The 17,943-nt window shown below is 71.1% G+C and carries 18 protein-coding genes; 9 read left to right on the top strand and 9 right to left on the bottom strand.

The features are described 5' to 3' along the window. The first annotated feature begins 11 nt into the window (after positions 1–11). A complete protein-coding gene (locus AB0C35_RS26875) occupies positions 12–3,050 on the top strand; it encodes a BTAD domain-containing putative transcriptional regulator (protein ID WP_358461175.1) in 3,039 nt (1,012 codons plus the stop codon). On the opposite strand, the gene AB0C35_RS26880 is transcribed toward AB0C35_RS26875, so the two are convergent. The 4 genes from AB0C35_RS26880 to AB0C35_RS26895 form a co-directional block, all read right to left on the bottom strand. Continuing rightward, positions 3,032–3,853, bottom strand: a complete 822-nt coding sequence (locus AB0C35_RS26880; protein WP_358461178.1) for an ABC transporter permease — start codon at positions 3,851–3,853, stop codon at positions 3,032–3,034. The genes AB0C35_RS26875 and AB0C35_RS26880 overlap by 19 nt on opposite strands. Further along, a complete protein-coding gene (locus AB0C35_RS26885) occupies positions 3,850–4,809 on the bottom strand; it encodes an ATP-binding cassette domain-containing protein (protein WP_358461181.1) in 960 nt (319 codons plus the stop codon). Before AB0C35_RS26885 ends, AB0C35_RS26880 begins: the two co-directional genes overlap by 4 nt. A gap of 170 nt (positions 4,810–4,979) precedes the next feature. Then, the gene (locus AB0C35_RS26890; protein WP_358461184.1) at positions 4,980–5,288 is read right to left on the bottom strand and encodes a hypothetical protein; all 309 of its coding nucleotides are present in this window, start codon (positions 5,286–5,288) and stop codon (positions 4,980–4,982) included. Between the two features lie 95 nt (positions 5,289–5,383). Further along, positions 5,384–6,208 carry a class I SAM-dependent methyltransferase gene (locus AB0C35_RS26895; protein ID WP_358461187.1) on the bottom strand — a complete coding sequence of 275 codons (825 nt, stop codon included), beginning with the start codon at positions 6,206–6,208 and terminating at the stop codon, positions 5,384–5,386. 53 nt (positions 6,209–6,261) lie between these two features. Between AB0C35_RS26895 and AB0C35_RS26900 the strand changes: the two genes are divergently transcribed. After that, on the top strand, positions 6,262–6,861 hold the full coding sequence (locus AB0C35_RS26900) for a TetR family transcriptional regulator (protein ID WP_358461190.1): 600 nt from the start codon (positions 6,262–6,264) through the stop codon (positions 6,859–6,861). Positions 6,862–6,934: 73 nt separating this feature from the next. On the opposite strand, the gene AB0C35_RS26905 is transcribed toward AB0C35_RS26900, so the two are convergent. From AB0C35_RS26905 to AB0C35_RS26915, 3 genes are read right to left on the bottom strand one after another with little or no spacing between them, the layout of a single operon-like run. Next, the gene (locus AB0C35_RS26905; RefSeq protein WP_358461193.1) at positions 6,935–8,248 is read right to left on the bottom strand and encodes a phosphotransferase family protein; all 1,314 of its coding nucleotides are present in this window, start codon (positions 8,246–8,248) and stop codon (positions 6,935–6,937) included. Next, positions 8,245–8,646, bottom strand: coding sequence for a nuclear transport factor 2 family protein (locus AB0C35_RS26910; protein WP_358461196.1), 402 nt, complete (start codon positions 8,644–8,646; stop codon positions 8,245–8,247). The genes AB0C35_RS26905 and AB0C35_RS26910 overlap by 4 nt, the downstream gene beginning before the upstream one ends. A gap of 46 nt (positions 8,647–8,692) precedes the next feature. Continuing rightward, entirely contained in the window at positions 8,693–9,319 is a 627-nt protein-coding gene (locus AB0C35_RS26915) for a TetR/AcrR family transcriptional regulator (protein ID WP_358461199.1), read from the bottom strand. A 118-nt stretch (positions 9,320–9,437) separates the two neighbouring features. On the opposite strand from AB0C35_RS26915, the gene AB0C35_RS26920 reads away from it, so the two are divergent. The 5 genes from AB0C35_RS26920 (at position 9,438) to AB0C35_RS26940 (ending at position 14,340) form a co-directional block, all read left to right on the top strand. Then, positions 9,438–10,943: an AMP-binding protein gene (locus AB0C35_RS26920; protein ID WP_358461202.1), complete on the top strand. Its 1,506-nt coding sequence runs from the start codon at positions 9,438–9,440 to the stop codon at positions 10,941–10,943. Beyond that, entirely contained in the window at positions 10,940–11,521 is a 582-nt protein-coding gene (locus AB0C35_RS26925) for a VOC family protein (protein WP_358461205.1), read from the top strand. Before AB0C35_RS26920 ends, AB0C35_RS26925 begins: the two co-directional genes overlap by 4 nt. Further along, positions 11,505–12,146 carry a carboxymuconolactone decarboxylase family protein gene (locus AB0C35_RS26930; protein ID WP_358461208.1) on the top strand — a complete coding sequence of 214 codons (642 nt, stop codon included), beginning with the start codon at positions 11,505–11,507 and terminating at the stop codon, positions 12,144–12,146. Before AB0C35_RS26925 ends, AB0C35_RS26930 begins: the two co-directional genes overlap by 17 nt. After that, positions 12,146–13,315, top strand: a complete 1,170-nt coding sequence (locus AB0C35_RS26935; RefSeq protein WP_358461211.1) for an acyl-CoA dehydrogenase family protein — start codon at positions 12,146–12,148, stop codon at positions 13,313–13,315. Before AB0C35_RS26930 ends, AB0C35_RS26935 begins: the two co-directional genes overlap by 1 nt. Before the next feature lie 104 nt (positions 13,316–13,419). Then, entirely contained in the window at positions 13,420–14,340 is a 921-nt protein-coding gene (locus AB0C35_RS26940; protein ID WP_358461214.1) for an SMP-30/gluconolactonase/LRE family protein, read from the top strand. Between the two features lie 32 nt (positions 14,341–14,372). Here AB0C35_RS26940 and AB0C35_RS26945 read toward each other — a convergent pair whose 3' ends face one another. Next, positions 14,373–14,903, bottom strand: coding sequence for a GNAT family N-acetyltransferase (locus AB0C35_RS26945; protein WP_358461216.1), 531 nt, complete (start codon positions 14,901–14,903; stop codon positions 14,373–14,375). Positions 14,904–14,962: 59 nt separating this feature from the next. Beyond that, positions 14,963–15,988: a hypothetical protein gene (locus AB0C35_RS26950; RefSeq protein ID WP_358461219.1), complete on the bottom strand. Its 1,026-nt coding sequence runs from the start codon at positions 15,986–15,988 to the stop codon at positions 14,963–14,965. A gap of 407 nt (positions 15,989–16,395) precedes the next feature. Between AB0C35_RS26950 and AB0C35_RS26955 the strand changes: the two genes are divergently transcribed. Both AB0C35_RS26955 and AB0C35_RS26960 read left to right on the top strand, forming a co-directional pair. Continuing rightward, the gene (locus AB0C35_RS26955) at positions 16,396–16,917 is read left to right on the top strand and encodes a hypothetical protein (protein WP_358461222.1); all 522 of its coding nucleotides are present in this window, start codon (positions 16,396–16,398) and stop codon (positions 16,915–16,917) included. Between the two features lie 160 nt (positions 16,918–17,077). Then, positions 17,078–17,938, top strand: coding sequence for a radical SAM protein (locus tag AB0C35_RS26960; RefSeq protein WP_358461225.1), 861 nt, complete (start codon positions 17,078–17,080; stop codon positions 17,936–17,938). Positions 17,939–17,943: the final 5 nt, after the last annotated feature.

The following is a 17,943-nucleotide window of genomic DNA, read 5'->3' on the forward strand; positions in this document are numbered from 1 at the left end:
ACTATGTAGATATGCGGGTTGAGGTCCTTGGGCCGTTGGCGGTGACGGACCGGGGGAAGGACGTCGCGGTCGGCGGGGCTCGGCTGCGGGTGCTGCTGATCAGGCTGGCGCTGGAACCCGGGCGGACGGTCACCGTCGACGCGCTCGTCGAGGCGTTGTGGCCGGACGGCGGGCCGGGGGATCGGGTGCACGCGTTGCAGGCGCTCGTTTCGCGGCTGCGGCGGTGCCTGCCCGCGGGACGGTTGCGGTCCGTGCCCGGCGGTTACGCCTTGGACGTCGAGGCCGTCGATGCGTCGGAGTTCGAGCGGCTGGCCAAGGACGGTGGCAGAGCGCTTCGGGACGGGGACGCGAAGCTCGCCGTCTCGCGGTTGCGGGAAGCCCTGGAGTTGTGGCGCGGGGACGCCCTGGCGGATGCGGCCGGTGTGCCGTTCGCGGACGCGGCGGCCGTCCGGCTGGAGGCGCTGCGGGTGTCGGCGACGGAGGACCGGGTGTCCGCCGAGCTCGCCGTCGGCGGCGACCCGGGGCCGCTGGCGGCGGAGCTGGAAGCGCTGGCGGCGTCGCATCCGTTGCGTGAGCGGGTGCGCGCCCTTCAGGTCGAGGCCCTGCACCGGGCCGGGCGGTCCGCCGAGGCGTTGGCGGTGTTCGAGGAGTTCAGGGGCGTCCTGGCCGAGGAGCTGGGCACCGATCCGGGGCGCGAGTTGCAGGACGCCTACCTGGCCGTGCTGCGGGCCGCCCCCCAGCAGCGGGCGCGTGGAAATCTGCGGGTGCCGCCCACCAGCTTCGTCGGTCGGGAGGACGAGCGCGCGTGGATCGCGCGGCGGCTCTGGGAAGGGCGGCTCGTCACGCTCGTCGGGGCCGGGGGCGCAGGGAAGACGCGGCTCGCGACCACGGTCGGGGCGGAGCTGGCCGGGCGGTTCCCGGGCGGGGTGTGGCTGGTGGAGCTGGCGCCGGTCGATGATCCCGAAGAGGTGCCCCGGACGGTGGCGGGCGTGCTCGGTCTGCGGGACGGCGCCAATCTGGTCGAGGCGCTGTCGGCCGACGAGACGCTGATCGTCCTGGACAACTGCGAGCACGTCGTGGAGGCGGCGGCCCGGCTGGCGGACGATCTGCTCGGCACCTGCCCCAGCCTGCGCGTCCTCGCGACGAGCCGGGAACGCCTCGGGGTGGACGGCGAGGCCCTGTGCCCGGTGCCGCCGCTGGACGTCCCGGCGTCGGTCGCGTTGTTCACCGAGCGGGCGGCGGCCGTCCGGCCGGGGTTCACCGGCGACGCGGAGGTGATCGGTGGGATCTGCCGCCGCCTGGACGGTCTGCCGCTGGCGATCGAGCTGGCGGCGGCGCGGATGCGGTCGATGTCGCTGGACCACCTCGCGGCCCGGCTGAGCGACCGGTTCCGGCTGCTGACCGGCGGGAACCGCGCGGCCCTGTCCCGGCACCGGACGCTGCGGGCCGTCGTCGCGTGGAGCTGGAACCTGCTGGACGACGAGGAACGCCGGTTCGCCGAGCGGCTGTCGGTGTTCCCCGGCACGATCTCGCCGGAGAGCGCCGCGCGGGTGACGGGCCACCCGGACGCTCTCGACGTCCTGGACTCCCTCGCCGACCGGTCGCTGCTCCAGGTGGTCGAAGGCGCCGAGCCGCGGTTCCGCATGCTGGAGACGATCCGCGAGTACGGGCGGGAGCGGCTCGCGGAGACCGGGGAGACCGACCGGGTCCGGGCCGCGCATCTCGCCTGCTTCCTGGATCTCGCCGAACGGGCCGAGCCGCATCTGCGCCGTCCCGAGCAGCCGGAGTGGTTCTTCCTGCTCGCGGCGGAACGCGACAACCTTCTCGCCGCGCTGCACCACGCCGTGGAGACGGGCGATGGCGGCTCGGCCGTCCGGCTCGGGGCGGCGCTGGCCACGTTCTGGATGATTCTGGGCGATCACGCCGAGGCGGCCCGCAGGCTGCGGCTCGCGCTGGAGGCGCCGCGCCGCGAACCCGTCCCGGACGACGCGGAGGCGATCGCGCTGGGCGGTTACCTGTTCAACACCGTCATGTCCGGGGGCGACGCACGGGACGACCCGTTCATCGGGGAGAAGGCCCGGGAGTCGGCGCATCCCCTCGCCGCGCTGATCGAGCCGTCCATCGCGCTGCTCACCGACGACACGGCGCGCGGGGTGGCGGCGATCGATCGCCGGCTGCCCGAGCGCGACCCGTGGACGAGGGCGGCGCTGCATCTGATGCGGGCGATGCTCAACGGCAACGGCGGCGAGATGGACGCCGCCTACGCGGACGTCGCCGTCGCCCAGTCCGGATTCCGCGAGGCCGGGGACCGGGCCGGGCTTTCGCTCGCGCTCGTCTTCATGGCCGATGGGCAGACCGTCCGGGGCGAGTTCGGCGAGGCCGCCGCCGGGCTGGAGGAGTCGATCGGGCTGCTGCGCGAACTGGGCCAGGACGACGGCGCGGTCATGCAGCGCGTCATGCTCGCGGTGGCCCGCGTCCGGTCGGGCGACGTGCAGCGGGCGCGGGACGAACTCGCTGCGATGATCGCCCCGGGGGCCGGTACCCCGTCCCGCCACCTGGTGTCGGCGCGGCTGGCGCTGGGCGACCTCGCCCGCCACACCGGTTCCGTGGACGAGGCGCTTGAGCACTACGCGGCCGCCGAACGCGAACTGGACCGCGTCCCGTCCTACCCGCAGTACCGCTCGCTGCTGGAGACGGCGCGCGGCCAGATGGCGATCGACCGCGGTGACCCGGACGCGGCGCGGCGGCACCTGCGCAGGGCGCTCACCCTCGCCACGGACGGCCCGGACATGCCGATCGCCGCCGTCACCGGCTACGCCGTCGCGCGGCTGCGGGCCGGCGGCGACCCGGAGGCCGCCGCGGAGGTTCTCGGCGCGGCGTCCGTCCTGCGCGGCGCACCCGACGCGCACAATCCCGACGTCATCCTCGTGACCCGGCTGCTGCGCCGGGCGCTGGGCGAGCACGCCCACCGGGCCGCCCATGCCCGCGGAGGGCGGCTGGACGTCGCAGGCGCGCTCGCCCTGCTGGACGATCAGCTCCGGCGCCGGTAGACGTACACGGCCAGGGGGCAGAACACGACGAGGAACCCCGCCGACCACAGCAGCGTCATCGTCGCCGGTTCGGCGACCGGGCCGCCGGTCAGCAGCCCCCGCGACGCGTCCACGGCGTCGCTGACCGGGTTGACCTTGACCCACGCCTGCAGCCATCCCGGCAGCGTGTCGGTCGGGACGGCCATGTTCGTGCCGAACGCCAGCGGGAAGATCCCGAGGAACGCCACCGTCTGCACGATGACCTCCTCCTTGATCAGGACCCCGATGAGGACGTTGATCCAGCCGAGCGAGAAGCCCAGCGCCGTCGCCAGCGCGGCCGCCGCCAGCGCCGACAGCGGATCGGTCTCCACCCGGAAACCCAGCAGGTACCCGGTGGCGAACAGCACCACCGCCGCGACGACGTAGCGGATCGTGTCGCCGAGCACGTTGCCGACCAGCGGCGCGGAACGTCCGATCGGCAGGCTGCGGAACCGGTCGAACACGCCCTTCTTGACGTCGGTGTTGATGCTGAGCCCGGTGGACAGCATCCCCACCAGGAGCAAGGTCATCACCAGCACGCCGGGGAAGATGTACTGCAGGTACTCCTGTGTGGACCCGGAGACCGCGCCGCCGAACAGGTACACGAACAGCAGCAGGAAGATGATCGGCATGAACAGCGCGTCGAGGAGCAGCCCCGGGTTTCGCCTGGTCTTGGTGAGGCTGCGTCCCGCGAGCAGCAGGCTGTGCCGCACCAGCCGATGACGGCGCCTCGGACGGGCCCCCTCACGCACGGCCAAGCCGGATTCGAGAACGATGTCGCTCATGCCGCCGCCTCCTCTTCCTCGGTGCGGTGGCCGGTCAGGGTGAAGAACACCTCGTCCAGGCTGGGCAGCCGCAGCGACAGCTCGGTGACGCCGATCCCGGCGGCGTCCAGGCGCCGGACCGCCTCGGCGAACGCGTGCTCCCCGTCACCGCTGACCGGCACGCTGATCACGTCCCGGCGCAGCGACTCGGCCTCCCGCCCCGACACCGCGTTCAGGATCGCGGCGACCTCGACGAGCCGTTTCGGGTCACGCGGCCGCGCGGTGATCGTCTGCCCGCCGGCGATCCGCTTCAGCTCCGCGGGCGTGCCGGTCGCGATGACCGTCCCCCGGTCGATGACGGTGATCTCGTCGGCGAGCGCGTCCGCCTCCTCCAGGTACTGCGTGGTCAGCAGGACGGTTCCGCCGCCGTCCGTCATCGACCGGATCAGCCGCCACGCCTCCTCCCGCTTGCCCGGGTCGAGGCCGGTCGTCGGCTCGTCCAGGAAGATCACGGTGGGCCGCCCGATCATGCTCGCGGCCAGGTCGAGCCGGCGCCGCATCCCGCCGGAGTAGGTGGAGACCCGGCGCCCGGCGTCCCCGGTCAGCTCGAACCGCTCCAGCAGATCCGCCGCCCGGGCCTGCGCCTCCGCCTTGCTCATGTCGAGCAGCCGCCCGATGAGGACGAGGTTCTCGACCGCGGTGAGGTCCTCGTCCACCGACGCGTACTGCCCCGTCAGCCCGATCAGCTCCCGCACCTTGGCCGCGTCCCGGACCACGTCCAGGCCGCCCACCTCGGCCCTTCCCGCGTCGGGCCGCAGCAGTGTCGCCAGCACCCGGACCGCCGTCGTTTTCCCTGCGCCGTTGGGCCCGAGGACGCCGAGTACCGTCCCCGGTCGGGCGGCGAGTTCCACCCCGGCCAGCGCTGTCGTCTTCCCGAATCGTTTGACCAGGCCATCGGCCTGAAACGCGTAACTCATGCCCCCGAGGCTGCCGCCCGCCGCTCACAAACCCCTCACACGGCACGGATCGCCTGGTCAGGCAGGATGAGAATGATCGTTCCCGTGAAAGGGCGCCCCCGCCACAAAAAGGAGCAAACGAATTCGGCGGCGGCCCTCCCCCTGGCCGCCGCCGAATATCGCCGGGCCCATCACCTCATGTCGAACTTGACCTGCTGTCCGTCCACGGATGTGACCCTGATCTGGACGCCCCCGACCTCGGCGCTCTGTCCCACGGGGATTTCGGTCGGTGCCGAACCGTCCGCCGACACCGTCATTCCCCGTTCGCTGATTTCCGTGACCGTCACGTTCGTGTCGTTGATATCAAGGGTCTGACCAGCGCCCGACACGGTCACATGGCACTCGCCGTTTCTGCACGAGTAGGAGTTGCTCTGGCATCCGCTGAGCGCCAGCGCACCCGCGACCACGAGAACGGCCAGAGCCGGGACGGAACGGAGCAAAGTGCCCTCCTCCTGTTGAACACGATGTCAAAGGAATAGATGCACCAAAACCCGTTTTGGTTCGCCGCTTGAACAATGACTCAATGTGGACACCGTCACGCCGGGCCGGACGGCGCCGTTTCCCGTCGCGCCGTGACCGCCATCGTCGCGTAACTCATCGTGAAGCCGCCCCCGGCCGCGTCGATGGCGGCGCCGAGGCCGTCCAGCAGCTCCCGCAGCTTCCCCGGCGGCAGCCGGTTGTGCCCGCCGAAGGTGGGCACCTGGTCGAGCCACTCGTCACGGGTATAGGCGTGCTCCCACGCGAATCGCCATTGCTCCGGGTCATCGAAGGCGTCCGCCCGCCGTATCCCGTCGGCCGCCTTGGTGAGTATCACCGAGTACGCGTCAGTCAGGGCTTGGCTGAAGTCCGGTGAGTCGGGCAGTACCCGCCGATACACCGCAGAGAAGGCTTCAGCGAGTTCGTCCGGAGGCCGGAACGCGTTCCAGAACACCGCCAGCCGCCCGCTGGGCCGCAGCGTCCGCGCCGCCTTGGCCGCTCCCGCGACCGGATCCACCCAGTGCCAGGCCTGCCCGGCGACGACCGCGTCGAACGTCCGGCCGGCGGGGTCCCAGGCTTCGAACGCCGCCACCTCCACCTCAAGGCCGCGCCGCCGCGCCCACTCGGCCATCCGCGCGTCGACCTCGACCCCGAGCACCCGGCAGCCGGCCGCCTGGAACTGCCGGGCCGCGATGCCGGTGCCGCACCCGACGTCGAGGACGTCGAGCCCTGCGGCACCGCCGACGATCCGGTCGATCAGCGCATCCGGATATCGGGGGCGGGCCCGGTCGTAGCCGTCGGGGTCGGTGCCGAACGACTCCGCGACCTCCCGAGCCTGATGGGGCTCCCGATCCGACTGCCGTTCCGGCGGTAGAGTGGGCATGCGCCCACACTAGTGGGCAAGTGCCCACTCAAGCAATGGCGGGAGAAGGCGGTATGCCGACAGGGGTCGCCATGCGCGACGCGCGCGAGCAGCTCTTCGACGCCGCCGAGCGCGTCCTGCTCCGGGACGGCCCGAGCGCGCTGACCAGCCGCGCGGTCACCACGGAGGCGGGCTGCGCCAAGGGCGTCCTGCACCGGCACTTCACCGACTTCGACGGCTTCCTCGCCGAACTCGTCCTGGACCGCATAGCCGGGCTCGACGCCCGGTCCGCCGCGCTGCGCGAGTCCGCGGGAACCGGCACCGTCGCCGGCAACCTCACCGGCGCGCTCACGGACCTGTTCGGCTCGGTCGCCGTGGCGATCGTCGGCCTCATCATCTCCCGGGACGCCCTCCGCGCCCGGCTGCGCGAGACGAGGCCGACCGGCGTCCCGCTCATGACGGAGGCCACGGCGATGATCGCGTCCTACCTCACCGCCGAGCGCGACCTGGGCCGCGTCAGGGCCGACGCCGACATCACCACGCTCGCCCCCACCCTCATCGGCGCCGCGCACCTGCTCTTCGCCGACCGGAAAGGCACCCCACCAGACGCCGAAGCCGTCCGCAGAACCGTGGCGACGGTAATCACCCCCGCCCTGCGGAACCCACCGCGATAAGCCCTCGCGGCTCAGGAACTCCCTGAGCGGTGAAGCCGGAGATCCTGACTCACCGCCCAGGGCGACGGTTGCTTCAGCCGGGTAGGGAGAGGTGGGCGGGGTTGGCCACGGTGAGCTTGTCGATGATCGAGGCCCGTACCGCGGCCACGACCTCGTCCCTCCGGTCGTCCAGGGTGGCTTCGCGGATGGCGGTGGCCAGGTCGGCGTCGGATTCGCAGTCCAGCTTTCGCAGGCGGTCGTGGTGGGCGGCCTTGTGGGTCTCGCCCAGGAGGATTTCCCGGCGGGCTATGCGGAGGGCGGACGCGGCCACGCGGGCGTGGAAGCGGAGCCGGTCGTCGGGTTGTTCGGCCTCGATGAGGAAGGCGCCGACGGCGTCTATGAGGGTGGACGCGTCAGGACGGTCGTGGGGCGCGTTGTCCGGGGTGGGTGCGGTCTTCAGCGGGTCTTGGACGGTCATCGGTTCGGTGAGGCCCAAGGCCAGGAGGAGGTCGTGTTCCTGTTCGCAGACCTTCCGGCCCAGGACGGCGTACTCGATGGAGAGGTCGGCGCCGCTGAGGTAGCGCTCGGCCTGGTGGCGGCACAGGATCGTCCAGCGGAGGGTGCCGTAGACCTCCCACCAGTGGAGTTCTTCCAGGGTCGGCGGGGTGCCGCCTGCGGCGGCGTAGCCGTCCAGGAGGTCTTCGCGTGGGCCGAAGCCTCCGACGGGGTGGGGGGAGCCGAAGCGCCAGGCCTTGACGCAGAGCCAGCCGAGGTCTTCGGCGGGGTCGCCGGTGTGGGTGAGTTCCCAGTCCAGGACGCCGGTCACGCCGGACGCGTCGATCATCAGGTTGCCGTTGCGGAAGTCGCCGTGGACGACCGTGCGGCGGCCGGACGCGGGCGGACGGTGCTCACGCAGCCAGCGCAGGGCGAGTTCGACGGCGGGACGCGGCTCGTCGAACTCCTCGTAGTACGCGGTGAGCGCGGTGATCGGGTCGTCGTCGGGCAGGCCGGGGACGGGGGCCATCGTGTGCAGGCGGGCCAGGATGCCGCCGAGGTCGCGGGCCAGGCGTCCCCGGACGGCCGCGAGGCGCTCGTCGCGCAGGAGGCGGCGGGGGATCGTCTCGCCGGACAGCCGCCCCATGATCAGGTAGGGGGAGCCGTCCAGGTCGGGGCCGTGGTCGACCAGGTGGGGGACGGGGACGCCCGCGGCGGCGGCGGAGGCCAGCAGGGCGGCCTCGCGGGCCATCGCCTCGGGGTCGGGGGACGCGGGCGGGTCGCGGCGCAGCACCAGCGGGCGGCCGTCGGCGTCGAACGACCAGGTCTCGCGGCTGGCGCCGCCCGACAGGCGGACCAGGTCCGACACGGCCGCGCCCAGGCGTGCGGTGAGCGCGGCGTCCAGGGCGGTCATGCGCGGGCCGCGCGCTGGGCGGCGGCGAGGTCGCGGAGCGGGTCGCTGCCCCGGGTGTCGGCGTACTCCTCGATGCGCGCGATGCGGCCGCCGGCGACGGTGACGAACACGCACGCGGCCATCTCGACCGGTGTCCGGTCGGGGAGGGTGCCGCGCAGGACGTGCCGCTGGACGTAGCCGTCCGGCAGCGGGTCGCGGCGGATCTCCTCGTAGCGGAACCCGTCCAGGTTGCGCGACAGCCAGCGCAGCGTGCGCAGGTTGTCGTCCACGCTCTGCTCGGAGCCGCCGCCGGCGCCGGGCCCGTTGTGCCAGATCAGCGCGCCTGGCGCGTAGAGGGAACGCAGTGTGTCGACATCACCGGAGGTGATGGCGGCCATGAACCGGTCGGCGAGTTCCACGGGTCTCCCTTTGAAGTGACGGGTCGGCAGGGTCAAGTCGGCAGGGTCAGGTCGGAAGGCCGAGGGCTCGGACGCTGAGGGCGTCGAGGGTATCCAGGAGGCGTTCCGTGTGGGAGTCGTCGTCGCCTTGGACGAGCCACAGGTACAGCGAGTGGTCGACCATCGCGGTCAGCGCGCGGGCGGCCATCTCCGGGTCGATGTCGGACGGGACGATCCCCGCGTTCTGCCAGCGTTCGATGGCCTTCGCGGAGCGGCCCCAGGACACGGCGCGGTGCTTGCGGCGCATCTCCTGGAACTCCTCATTGAACGTGGAGACCTGCTCGATGATCGCCATCATCTTCGCGTTGCGCCGGTACGCCTCGTAGTAGGCGCGGTTGGTGCGGCGGACGCGCGCGGCGGGGGACGGGCCGGCGACCGGGACGAGGTCGTGGTCGGTCATGTCCTCGAAGAGCCGGTCCGCGACCTCCAGGAACACCGCCTCCTTGGACGGGAAGTAGGTGTAGAAGGAGCCGTAGGCCACCTTGGCGTGCCGGGTGATGTGCGCGACGCGGGTTTCCAGGAAGCCGCGTTCCTCGAACACTTCGCGTGCGGCGGCGACGATGCGTTCCCGGGTCCGGGCGCCGCGTTCGGTGAGCGGCGCCTGCTGACCTCCTGGATCGTCCCCGCTCCGCATGGCCGTGGTTCCTTTCGCCCGGGGTTGACAAAACGCTGCTCGCAGGCAGAGTATCCGAGCATCGTGTAAGTTGATATGACTGTCAAGTCAACTTGGGGAGTGCGATGGTGGTGGGGCCATGTTGATCAGCGACATCGTCGAGTACGCGGCGCGCAAGCATCCGCGGCGCGCCGCCGTCCTGTTCGAGGACCAGGAGATCACGTTCGCCGAACTCCGGGACCGGGTCCGCCGGACGGCCAACGCCCTGCACGCCGTCGCCGAGCCGGGCGACCGGGTCGCCGTCCTGTCCGGTAACCGGCCCGAGTACCTCGACCTCTACTACGGCGTCCCGGCCGCCGGCATGGCGCTGACGTTCCTCAACCACCGGCTCCACCCGTCCGAGATCGCGGGCCTCGTCGACCACGCGCAGGCGTCGGTGCTGATCGTGAGCGGCGAGTACCGCGAGGCCATGGAGCGGCTGAAGGACGCGATGCCCACCGTGAAGGTCGTCCTGGACCTGGACGGCGACTTCCCGGACCTCGTCGCGAAGGCCCCCGTCACCGAGCCGCCGCGCCCCGACGAGGACTCCGTCGCCTGGCTCGTCTACACCAGCGGGACGACCGGCAAGCCCAAGGGCGTCATGCTCAGCCACCGCAACCTCGTCACCGGCGTGATCAGCTCCGTCGCGCACTGGGACATCCCGGACGGGACGCGGTTCCTGTTCTGCTTCCCCCTCTGCCACGTCGGCGGCTACACGGCGGTCGTGTTCCACATGCGCGCCGCGACCGTCGGCATCGTCCGGTCCTACGACAACGACACGTTCCTGCGCCTGGTCGCCGACTGGAAGATCACCCAGACCGGGCTGGCGCCCACGATGATCGCGTTCCTGCTGTCGCATCCCGGCATCGAGGACCACGACCTCGGCACGCTGGAGGCCATCGGGTACGGCGCGTCCGCCATCCCGGCCGAGGTGCTGCGCCGCGGCATGGACGTCCTCGGCTGCGACTTCTACCAGGGCATGGGCATGAGCGAGCTGGGCGGGAACATCCTGCACTTCGGGATCGCCGAGCACCGCCGCGCCGCCGCCGGCGAGACGCATCTGCTCGCCGCCGCCGGCCGCGTCATGGACCTCGCCGACATCCGGATCGTGGACGAGGAGTTCCGCGACGTCCCGCCCGGCGAACCCGGCGAGATGGTCGTCCGCTGCGACCAGGTGATGCGCGGCTACTGGCGCGAGCCGGAACTGACCGAGGCGGCGTTCCGGGACGGCTGGTTCCGCACCGGCGACGTCGTCCGGCGCGACGATGAGGGCATGGTCTACATCGTCGACCGGATCAAGGACATGATCATCACGGGCGGGGAGAACGTCGCGTCCCGGGAGGTCGAGCAGGTCCTGTACCGGCATCCCGCGGTCGCCGACGCCGCCGTCTTCGGCGCGCCCGACCCGCGGTGGGGCGAGGCGGTCTGCGCCGCCGTCGTCCTGAAACAGGAGGCGAGCGCCGACGACATCATCGCGTTCGCCCGCGAGCACCTCGGCGGCTACAAGGTCCCGCGGCGCGTCGAAATCGTCTCCGAACTGCCCCGCAACGTCGCGGGAAAGGTCCTGAAACGCGAACTCCGCAATCTGTACAAGGAGGTCTCATGACCGGCGGGAACACCGAGTTCGAACTCGGTGGCATCAACCACCTGGCGCTGGTGTCGTCCGACATGAAGCGCACCATCGACTTCTATTCCGGCGTCCTCGGAATGCCGCTCATCAAGACCCTCGACCTGCCGGGCGGCATGGGCCAGCACTTCTTCTTCGACTGCGGCGGCGGCGACTGCGTCGCGTTCTTCTGGTTCCCCGACGCCCCCGACGGCGTCCCGGGGATCTCCGCGCCGAAGGGCCGTCCCGAAGAGGGCGAACTGATCAGCGCGGTCGGCTCGATGAACCACGTCGCCTTCCACGTCCCGACCGACAAGTTCGACGACTACCGCCGCCGGCTGAAGGAGAAGGGCGTCAAGGTCAGCCCGGTCCTGAACCACGACGACAGCGAGTTCGGCGTCTCCCGCGACGTGAACGAGGGCGTGTTCGTCCGGTCGTTCTACTTCCAGGACCCGGACGGGATCCTCCTCGAATTCGCCTGCTGGACGCGCACGTTCAGCGACTCCGACGTCTCCCACGAACCCAAGACCGCCGCCGACCGCACCATTTCCAAGGAGAAGCATGCCGCGACTGCGTGAAGTTCCCCGCGCCGAGGTCACCGACGAGCAGATCCTCTTCTTCTACGACCATCTGTTCGCGCCCGACCGCGACCCGGCCGTCGACCACGGCACCGCGACCGGCTCGCCCGGCGACTGGTGGACGGTCTTCGCCCAGTCCCCGGACGTGTTCCGCCACGCCGTCAAGGGCTTCGCGCTGTACCGGAACGCCGACCTGGACCCCGTCCTCCGCGAACTCGGCCAGTGCCGGGCCGGGTGGGCGCGCGGCAGCCAGTTCGTCTTCTCGCAGCACTGCAAGCAGATGCGGGCGCTCGGCATGGCCGAGGAGAAGATCGAGGCGATCCCGCACTGGCAGACGGCCGACTGCTACTCGCCGCTGGAACGCGCCGTCCTCGCCTACACCGACGGCCTCGTCCTGGACGGCGGCCGCGTCGCCGACGCGATCTTCGACGTCCTCAAGGAGCACCTCTCTGACAAGGAGATCCTCCAGCTCACCTACATCACCTGCATGTACGAGATGCACGCGACGATGTCGCGGGCGCTGCGGCTGGAGTTCGACGACCGTCCCGAGCCGATCGTCGAGGTCGCGGCGCCCGAGGGCTACGGCAACCGCGACATCTCCGCCGACCTGACCGGGGACCGCTGATGCTGTTCCCCGTACCGGACCGGGTCCGCGACGTCCGCGACGCCGTCCACGCGTTCATGACCGAACGCGTCGAGCCCGCCGAACCCGCCCTCGACGGCGGCGACCGCGAGAAACTCGGGCAACTTCAGCGGGAGGCCAAGGACGCCGGCCTCTGGGCGCTCGGCCACCCCGCCGAACTCGGCGGCGGGGGCCTCCCGTTCCTCGACTACGTCTACGTCAACGAGGTGCAGGGACGCTCCGAGTGGGGCCAGCTCGCCCTCGGCACGTTCACCCTCCAGGACTCGCTCATGCTGCACAAGTACGCGAGCCCGGGCTGGCGTGAGCGCTACCTGGCCCCCCTCGTCGCGGGCGAGGTGTGGCCGAGCTTCGCAATGACCGAGCCCGACTTCGCCGGCTCCGACCCGACCCAGCTCCAGACGACGGCCGTCCTGGACGGCGACCACTGGGTCATCAGCGGCCGCAAGTGGTTCACGACGGGCGCGGCGAACGCCGCCTACACCACCGTCATGTGCCGCACCGAGCCCGAGGGGACGGCCCCGCACCGCTCCTTCAGCATGATCGTCGTGCCGACGGACACGCCCGGTTACCGCATCGTCCGGGAGACGCCCGTCCTCGGCATCAACGGCGGGCACTACGAGGTCGCCTACGACGACGTGCGCGTCCCCGCCGAGAACCTGCTCGGCCCGCGCGGGCACGGCTTCGTCATCGCCCAGGACCGCCTCGGCCCCGGCCGGATCTTCCACTGCATGCGCTGGCTCGGCCAGGCGCAGCGCGCCTTCGAGCTCATGTGCGCCCGCCTCGGTACCCGCGTCGCGTTCGGCGAGCCGCTGGCGGCCAAGCAGCTCATGCAGCAGCACGTCTTCGACTCCTACACCGAGATCCAGGCGTCCCGGCTGCTGACCCTCCAGGCCGCCGAGCGGATCGACGCGGGCGAGCACGGCCTTGGGGCGGATGCACGAATCGAGATCGGAACGATCAAGGTCGCCGGCGCCCGCATGCTGCACAACGTCGTCGACCGCGCCATCCAGGTCCACGGCGCCGCCGGGCTCACCGACGACACACCCCTGTCCCGCATGTACCGCCACGCCCGAGAGGCCCGCCTCTACGACGGCCCGGACGAGGTCCACATCCAGAGCACGGCCCGCCGGATCCTCCACAAGATGGCATGAAGCTCACCCGCAGGGCCCTCATCTCGGGTCTCGGAGCCGCCGCCGTCCTCGGCCCCGCCGGCACGGCCGCCGCCGGCCCGCACCGACCGCGAAAGGGAAGAAAGATGAAGATCACGAAGCTGGCCGACGGGCTGATGTTCCCCGAGGGCCCGACCGTCCTCCCCAACGGCGACGTCCTCGTCGTCGAACTGCACCGGGGCACCCTCACCCGGGTCAGGCCGGACGGCACCACGTCCATCGCGGCCGAGACGGGCGGCGGCCCCAACGGCTCGGCGCTCGGCCCGGACGGACGCGTCTACATCGCCAACTCCGGCGGCCTGAACCGCTTCGAGGTCGGCGGCTTCGTCTTCGCCGGCGGCATCCCCGACGACTACACCACCGGCAGCATCCAGGCCGTCGACCTGTCGGACGGCTCCGTCGAGACCCTCTACACCGACGGCCTGCGCGGCCCGAACGACCTGGTCGTCGACGCCTCCGGCGGCATCTACTTCACCGACTACGGCAAGAGCGACGGCGTCACCGGCGACAAGGGCCGCCTCTTCTACGCCAAGACCGACGGCTCGTCCATCGAGATGATCGCCGGCGGCATGGAGGGCCCGAACGGCATCGGCCTGTCTCCCGACGGCACCCGCCTGTACGTCAGCGAGACCTACACGGCCCGCGTCTGGTGGTGGGACGTCACCGGCCCCGGCCAGATCGAGGGCGGCCGGTCCCTCGGCGGCTCCGGCGGCGGCAACTTCCTCTACACCGCGCCCGACTACACCAACTTCGACTCCCTCGGCGTGGACGGCCACGGCAACGTCTGCGTCGCGTCCATGATCCACGCGGGCATCTCCGTCGTCAGCCCCAAGGGCCACCTGGTCCAGTTCGTCGACATCAACGTCGACAACGACCCGGGCATCACCAACATCACCTGGGGCGGCGACGACATGCGCACCGCCTACGTCACCGCATCGAGCACCGGCCAGCTCCTCAAAATCGAGAACTGGCCCCACCCAGGCCTACCCCTCAACCACGCCACCTGACGCCCCCGGGCGCGCCGGCGTCGGCACGAGCACTAGCGAACCTGCGGCGTGCCGCCGGCCGCCGATTCCCGGTCGTCGCCCGGCGTCAGGTCGAGGATCATCGCGTCGAAGTGCGGCGAGTCGGGGAACGGCTGCGATTTGCCGATCTTTCGCCACCCCCACCGCGCGTACGCGCGCTGCGCCGAGGTGTTGTCCTCCCGCACCAGCAACGTTGCCCGCTCCTCGGCCCGACCGCCCAGCAGCGCGTCATGCAGGGCGTGTGCCACACCCTTTCCCTGCCAGTCCGGCACGACCATGAGCTCGTTCAATGCGAACGTGCGCGACCCCGTCTCTTCCGTGAACCCGTCCGGGACCGGGGTGGTCAACCCGTCCCACCAGCGGGCGGCCGGCGGCAACGTGTACCCGAACGCCTGCCCCACCGGTTCCCCGCCGAGGTAGGCGATGACGATCTCGAACCCTGGAGCCTTCGCATATCCAGGGAAACGTTCGGCGAACCGTTCCGCCGAATAGAACGGCCGGTCGATCACCTCCTGATGCGACGCCACGTACAGCGGGACGATCACGCTGTGCAGGATCTCTCCTGCGGCGGCGGGGTCGTGGCGGCTGAACGTCGGATCCGGTGTCATCGATCTCCCGTCGTGGTGGATGCGAGCAGTTCCCGAGCCTGCCGGACGGCGGGCGCGGCAGTCTGGTCAGGGTCCGCGAGCCGCAGCGACGCCAACGCGCTCCCCCGCAGCAGCCCGTCACCGCGCTGCTCGACCGGCAGGCTCTCCAGTACCCGCGTCATGTGGCGGGCGCCTTCGGCGGCGTCCCCGGCGCGGATCATGACCCCGGCACGGTGCATCTCGATCTGCCCGCGAGCCTGCCAGTTCCGCGTCGGGTACAGGGCGAGCGCGGCGTCCTGCGCGGCCGTCGCCGGGCCGACGTTCCCGGCACAGGTATGGACGAGGCTGGTGACGAAGTGGAGGCGGCCTTGGGGCCAGCCCCACTGGTGGCCGCGGAGCCCGGTGACCGTGTCAGGAAGTTGTTCGAAGACGCCGCGAAGGTAGTCGAGCGCGTCGACGGCCTCCGCGTGGCGGCCGAGTTCCGCGAGGGCCTGGGCGCGGGCGGCGTGCCCGGACACCACGCCGGTGCAGGGGGCGCCGTGCCCGACCGCGATGGCCTCCTCGGCCTGCTCGACGATCGACAGGCGCGACACGTCGGCGTACGTGGAGAAGACCGCGGCGCGGCCACGGACGAGTGCGGCGGCCTGATGGTCGCTGGTCTGATCGGCGGCGCGTGCGGCGGTACGCCACCAGCGGCGCGCGGCCCGCCCTTCGCCCATGTTGGTCAGGGTGATGGCCATGAGCGCCGCCAGTTGTGCGGCGACATGGATCATCCGGGTCCGGGCAGTACTGCGCGCGGACGGCAACAGCCGCGTCAGTTCGGCGAAGTCGGTGGACAGTTCCCGGTGCAGGACCGTGGAGGAGGCCCAGCCGACCTCGCGGGCGTAGTCATGGGCGACACGTTCCCAGGCATCTGCGTCGCGGTCGCTCGCGTCGGCGGTGACCGCTGCCTCGAAGGCGTCCCGCAGAGGTTCGGTGTCACGGGCGAGGGCGCTCGTGGTGGCGGCGGTGGCCATTAGGCCAAGGAGTGCGCGGCGGTCCACGTCCTCATTGTCCACCCCTGTACCCGGACCGCCAAAGAGCTCATCGGGGGTGGTTCCGAATGATGCGGCATAGGCGGACGCCCAGTCGCGGGGGAAATGCTCACCTCGCTCATACCCGCGGATCTGCCGCGCCAGTGATTCCACCTGTGTCCGGGTCGGTCGCAGGTCAGCCGCCTTGTACAAGGCCCGCGCCATAGTCGGCTTCGACCACTTCCGGGCGTCTCGCTCAGCCCTTAACCGCACTGCCCACAGCGGCAGATTCTCGTCGGTCATCGCGTGCACCACCCGCCTCGACCGGAGCGGACTCTCCAGCAGTCCGCCTCACTGTCCGCCATTATCCGCCTACCGTCCGCAGGCAACGTGGGCCTTGACTGACCGTGACCCAATCGCCACGAAACATGGAGCGCATGGTGCACGCCGTCCCAGACCAGGACCCCACAGAGGCATCCCCCACAGGCGAGGACGCCGCCCGGCTCGCCGCACTCCGGGTGCGGCTGGCCATGCACGGCTTCGAAGTCGAGTTGACCACGTCGTCCCTGGCCGTGACCGCCCCGGGCGACCACGGGTCCCGCTTGACGACCGAGATCGTGTGCAAGCCTCGCCCGTCCGATGGGAACCGGCTGTGGTTTTGGCACTCGTGGGGTGAACCGATCGATGCGGCCGACCATGTCATCGATGCGGCCGTCTCGGTCATCGGAGCCCTGAGGGTGAAGCGGACGCACCCGGTCCCGGACGGTGACGTCTCCGACATCAAGGCGCTGTTCGCCGACAAGTTCCCCGGCTGGAACATCATCCACACCGACCGCGGCAATTGGTGGGCTACCCGTGCCGTGCTGGTTCGCGAGGACCTCAATCCTGACGCCGCGTCCACCATTGAGGCATCCACCCCAGCTGAGCTGTACGTCCGGCTGGAGGCCGTGTCCAAGTGAGGCTCGACACCTTCGGCCCGCCGGCCGCGGCCGAAGCCCTCGGCGCGCGAGTTCCGGCGGCAGCCGCCACGGAAGAGCGGCCCTGATGCTCCGTGGTCCGGGCCGGTAGGCGCGCACCGGGCCACGGACTCCGAACCCAAGGCGCGCCATGGAGGGCATGATGACCATCACCGACACGCGGCTACCAGCCGACAGCACCGTTCCCCGGATGCTGTGGTTGGACCTGACCCGCAAATGCCAGCTCGAGTGCACGCACTGCTACAACGACTCCGGCCCGGCCGGTACGCACGGCACCATGTTCCGCGAGGACTGGATCCGAGTGATCGATCAGGCCTGGGACAGCGGCGTCGTGTGGATCCAGCTCATCGGCGGGGAGCCGACCATGCACCCCGACGCCGTCGAACTCCTCTGCCATGCCCTCGACCTCGGCATGGCCGTCGAGGTCTACAGCAACCTCGTCCACGTTTCCGCGGCGTGGTGGGACCTGTTCCAGCGGGACGGCGTGTCGATCGCCACGTCCTACTATGCCGCCGACGCTTCTGGGCACAACGCGGTCACCGGGCGACCGAGCCACCGGCTCACCCGGGGGAACATCATGCGGGCCGTCCAGTTCGGCGTCCCCATCCGAGTCGGGATCGTCAACACAGGCGACCTCCGCCGCGCCCAAGACGCCCGGTGCGATCTGGAGAAGATCGGCGTCACCAGCATCAGGATCGATCGGGTCCGGGCGTTCGGCCGTGCTTCCAAGGACCTTCCCCCGGAGCCGGCGGAGCTGTGCGGCCGGTGCGGCACTGGCCGCGCCTCCATAGGTCCGACCGGTGATGTCTCGCCATGCCCGATGTCCGCCGCGCTGAATGTCGGCAACGTCAACACCGCCGAGCTGGCCGCTATCCTCGGCGGCACGGCAATGACCGAAGTGACAGAGGCCATCCGCGACGCCGTCCCCGCCATCACCGACTGCGACCCCGACGGGGAGTGCAGCCCCGGATACGGCGACAGCGGCTGCAGCCCACGCACCTGAGGAGC

This window comes from Spirillospora sp. NPDC048819 (genome assembly GCF_040650055.1).
In the GTDB taxonomy this organism is placed as follows: domain Bacteria; phylum Actinomycetota; class Actinomycetes; order Streptosporangiales; family Streptosporangiaceae; genus Spirillospora.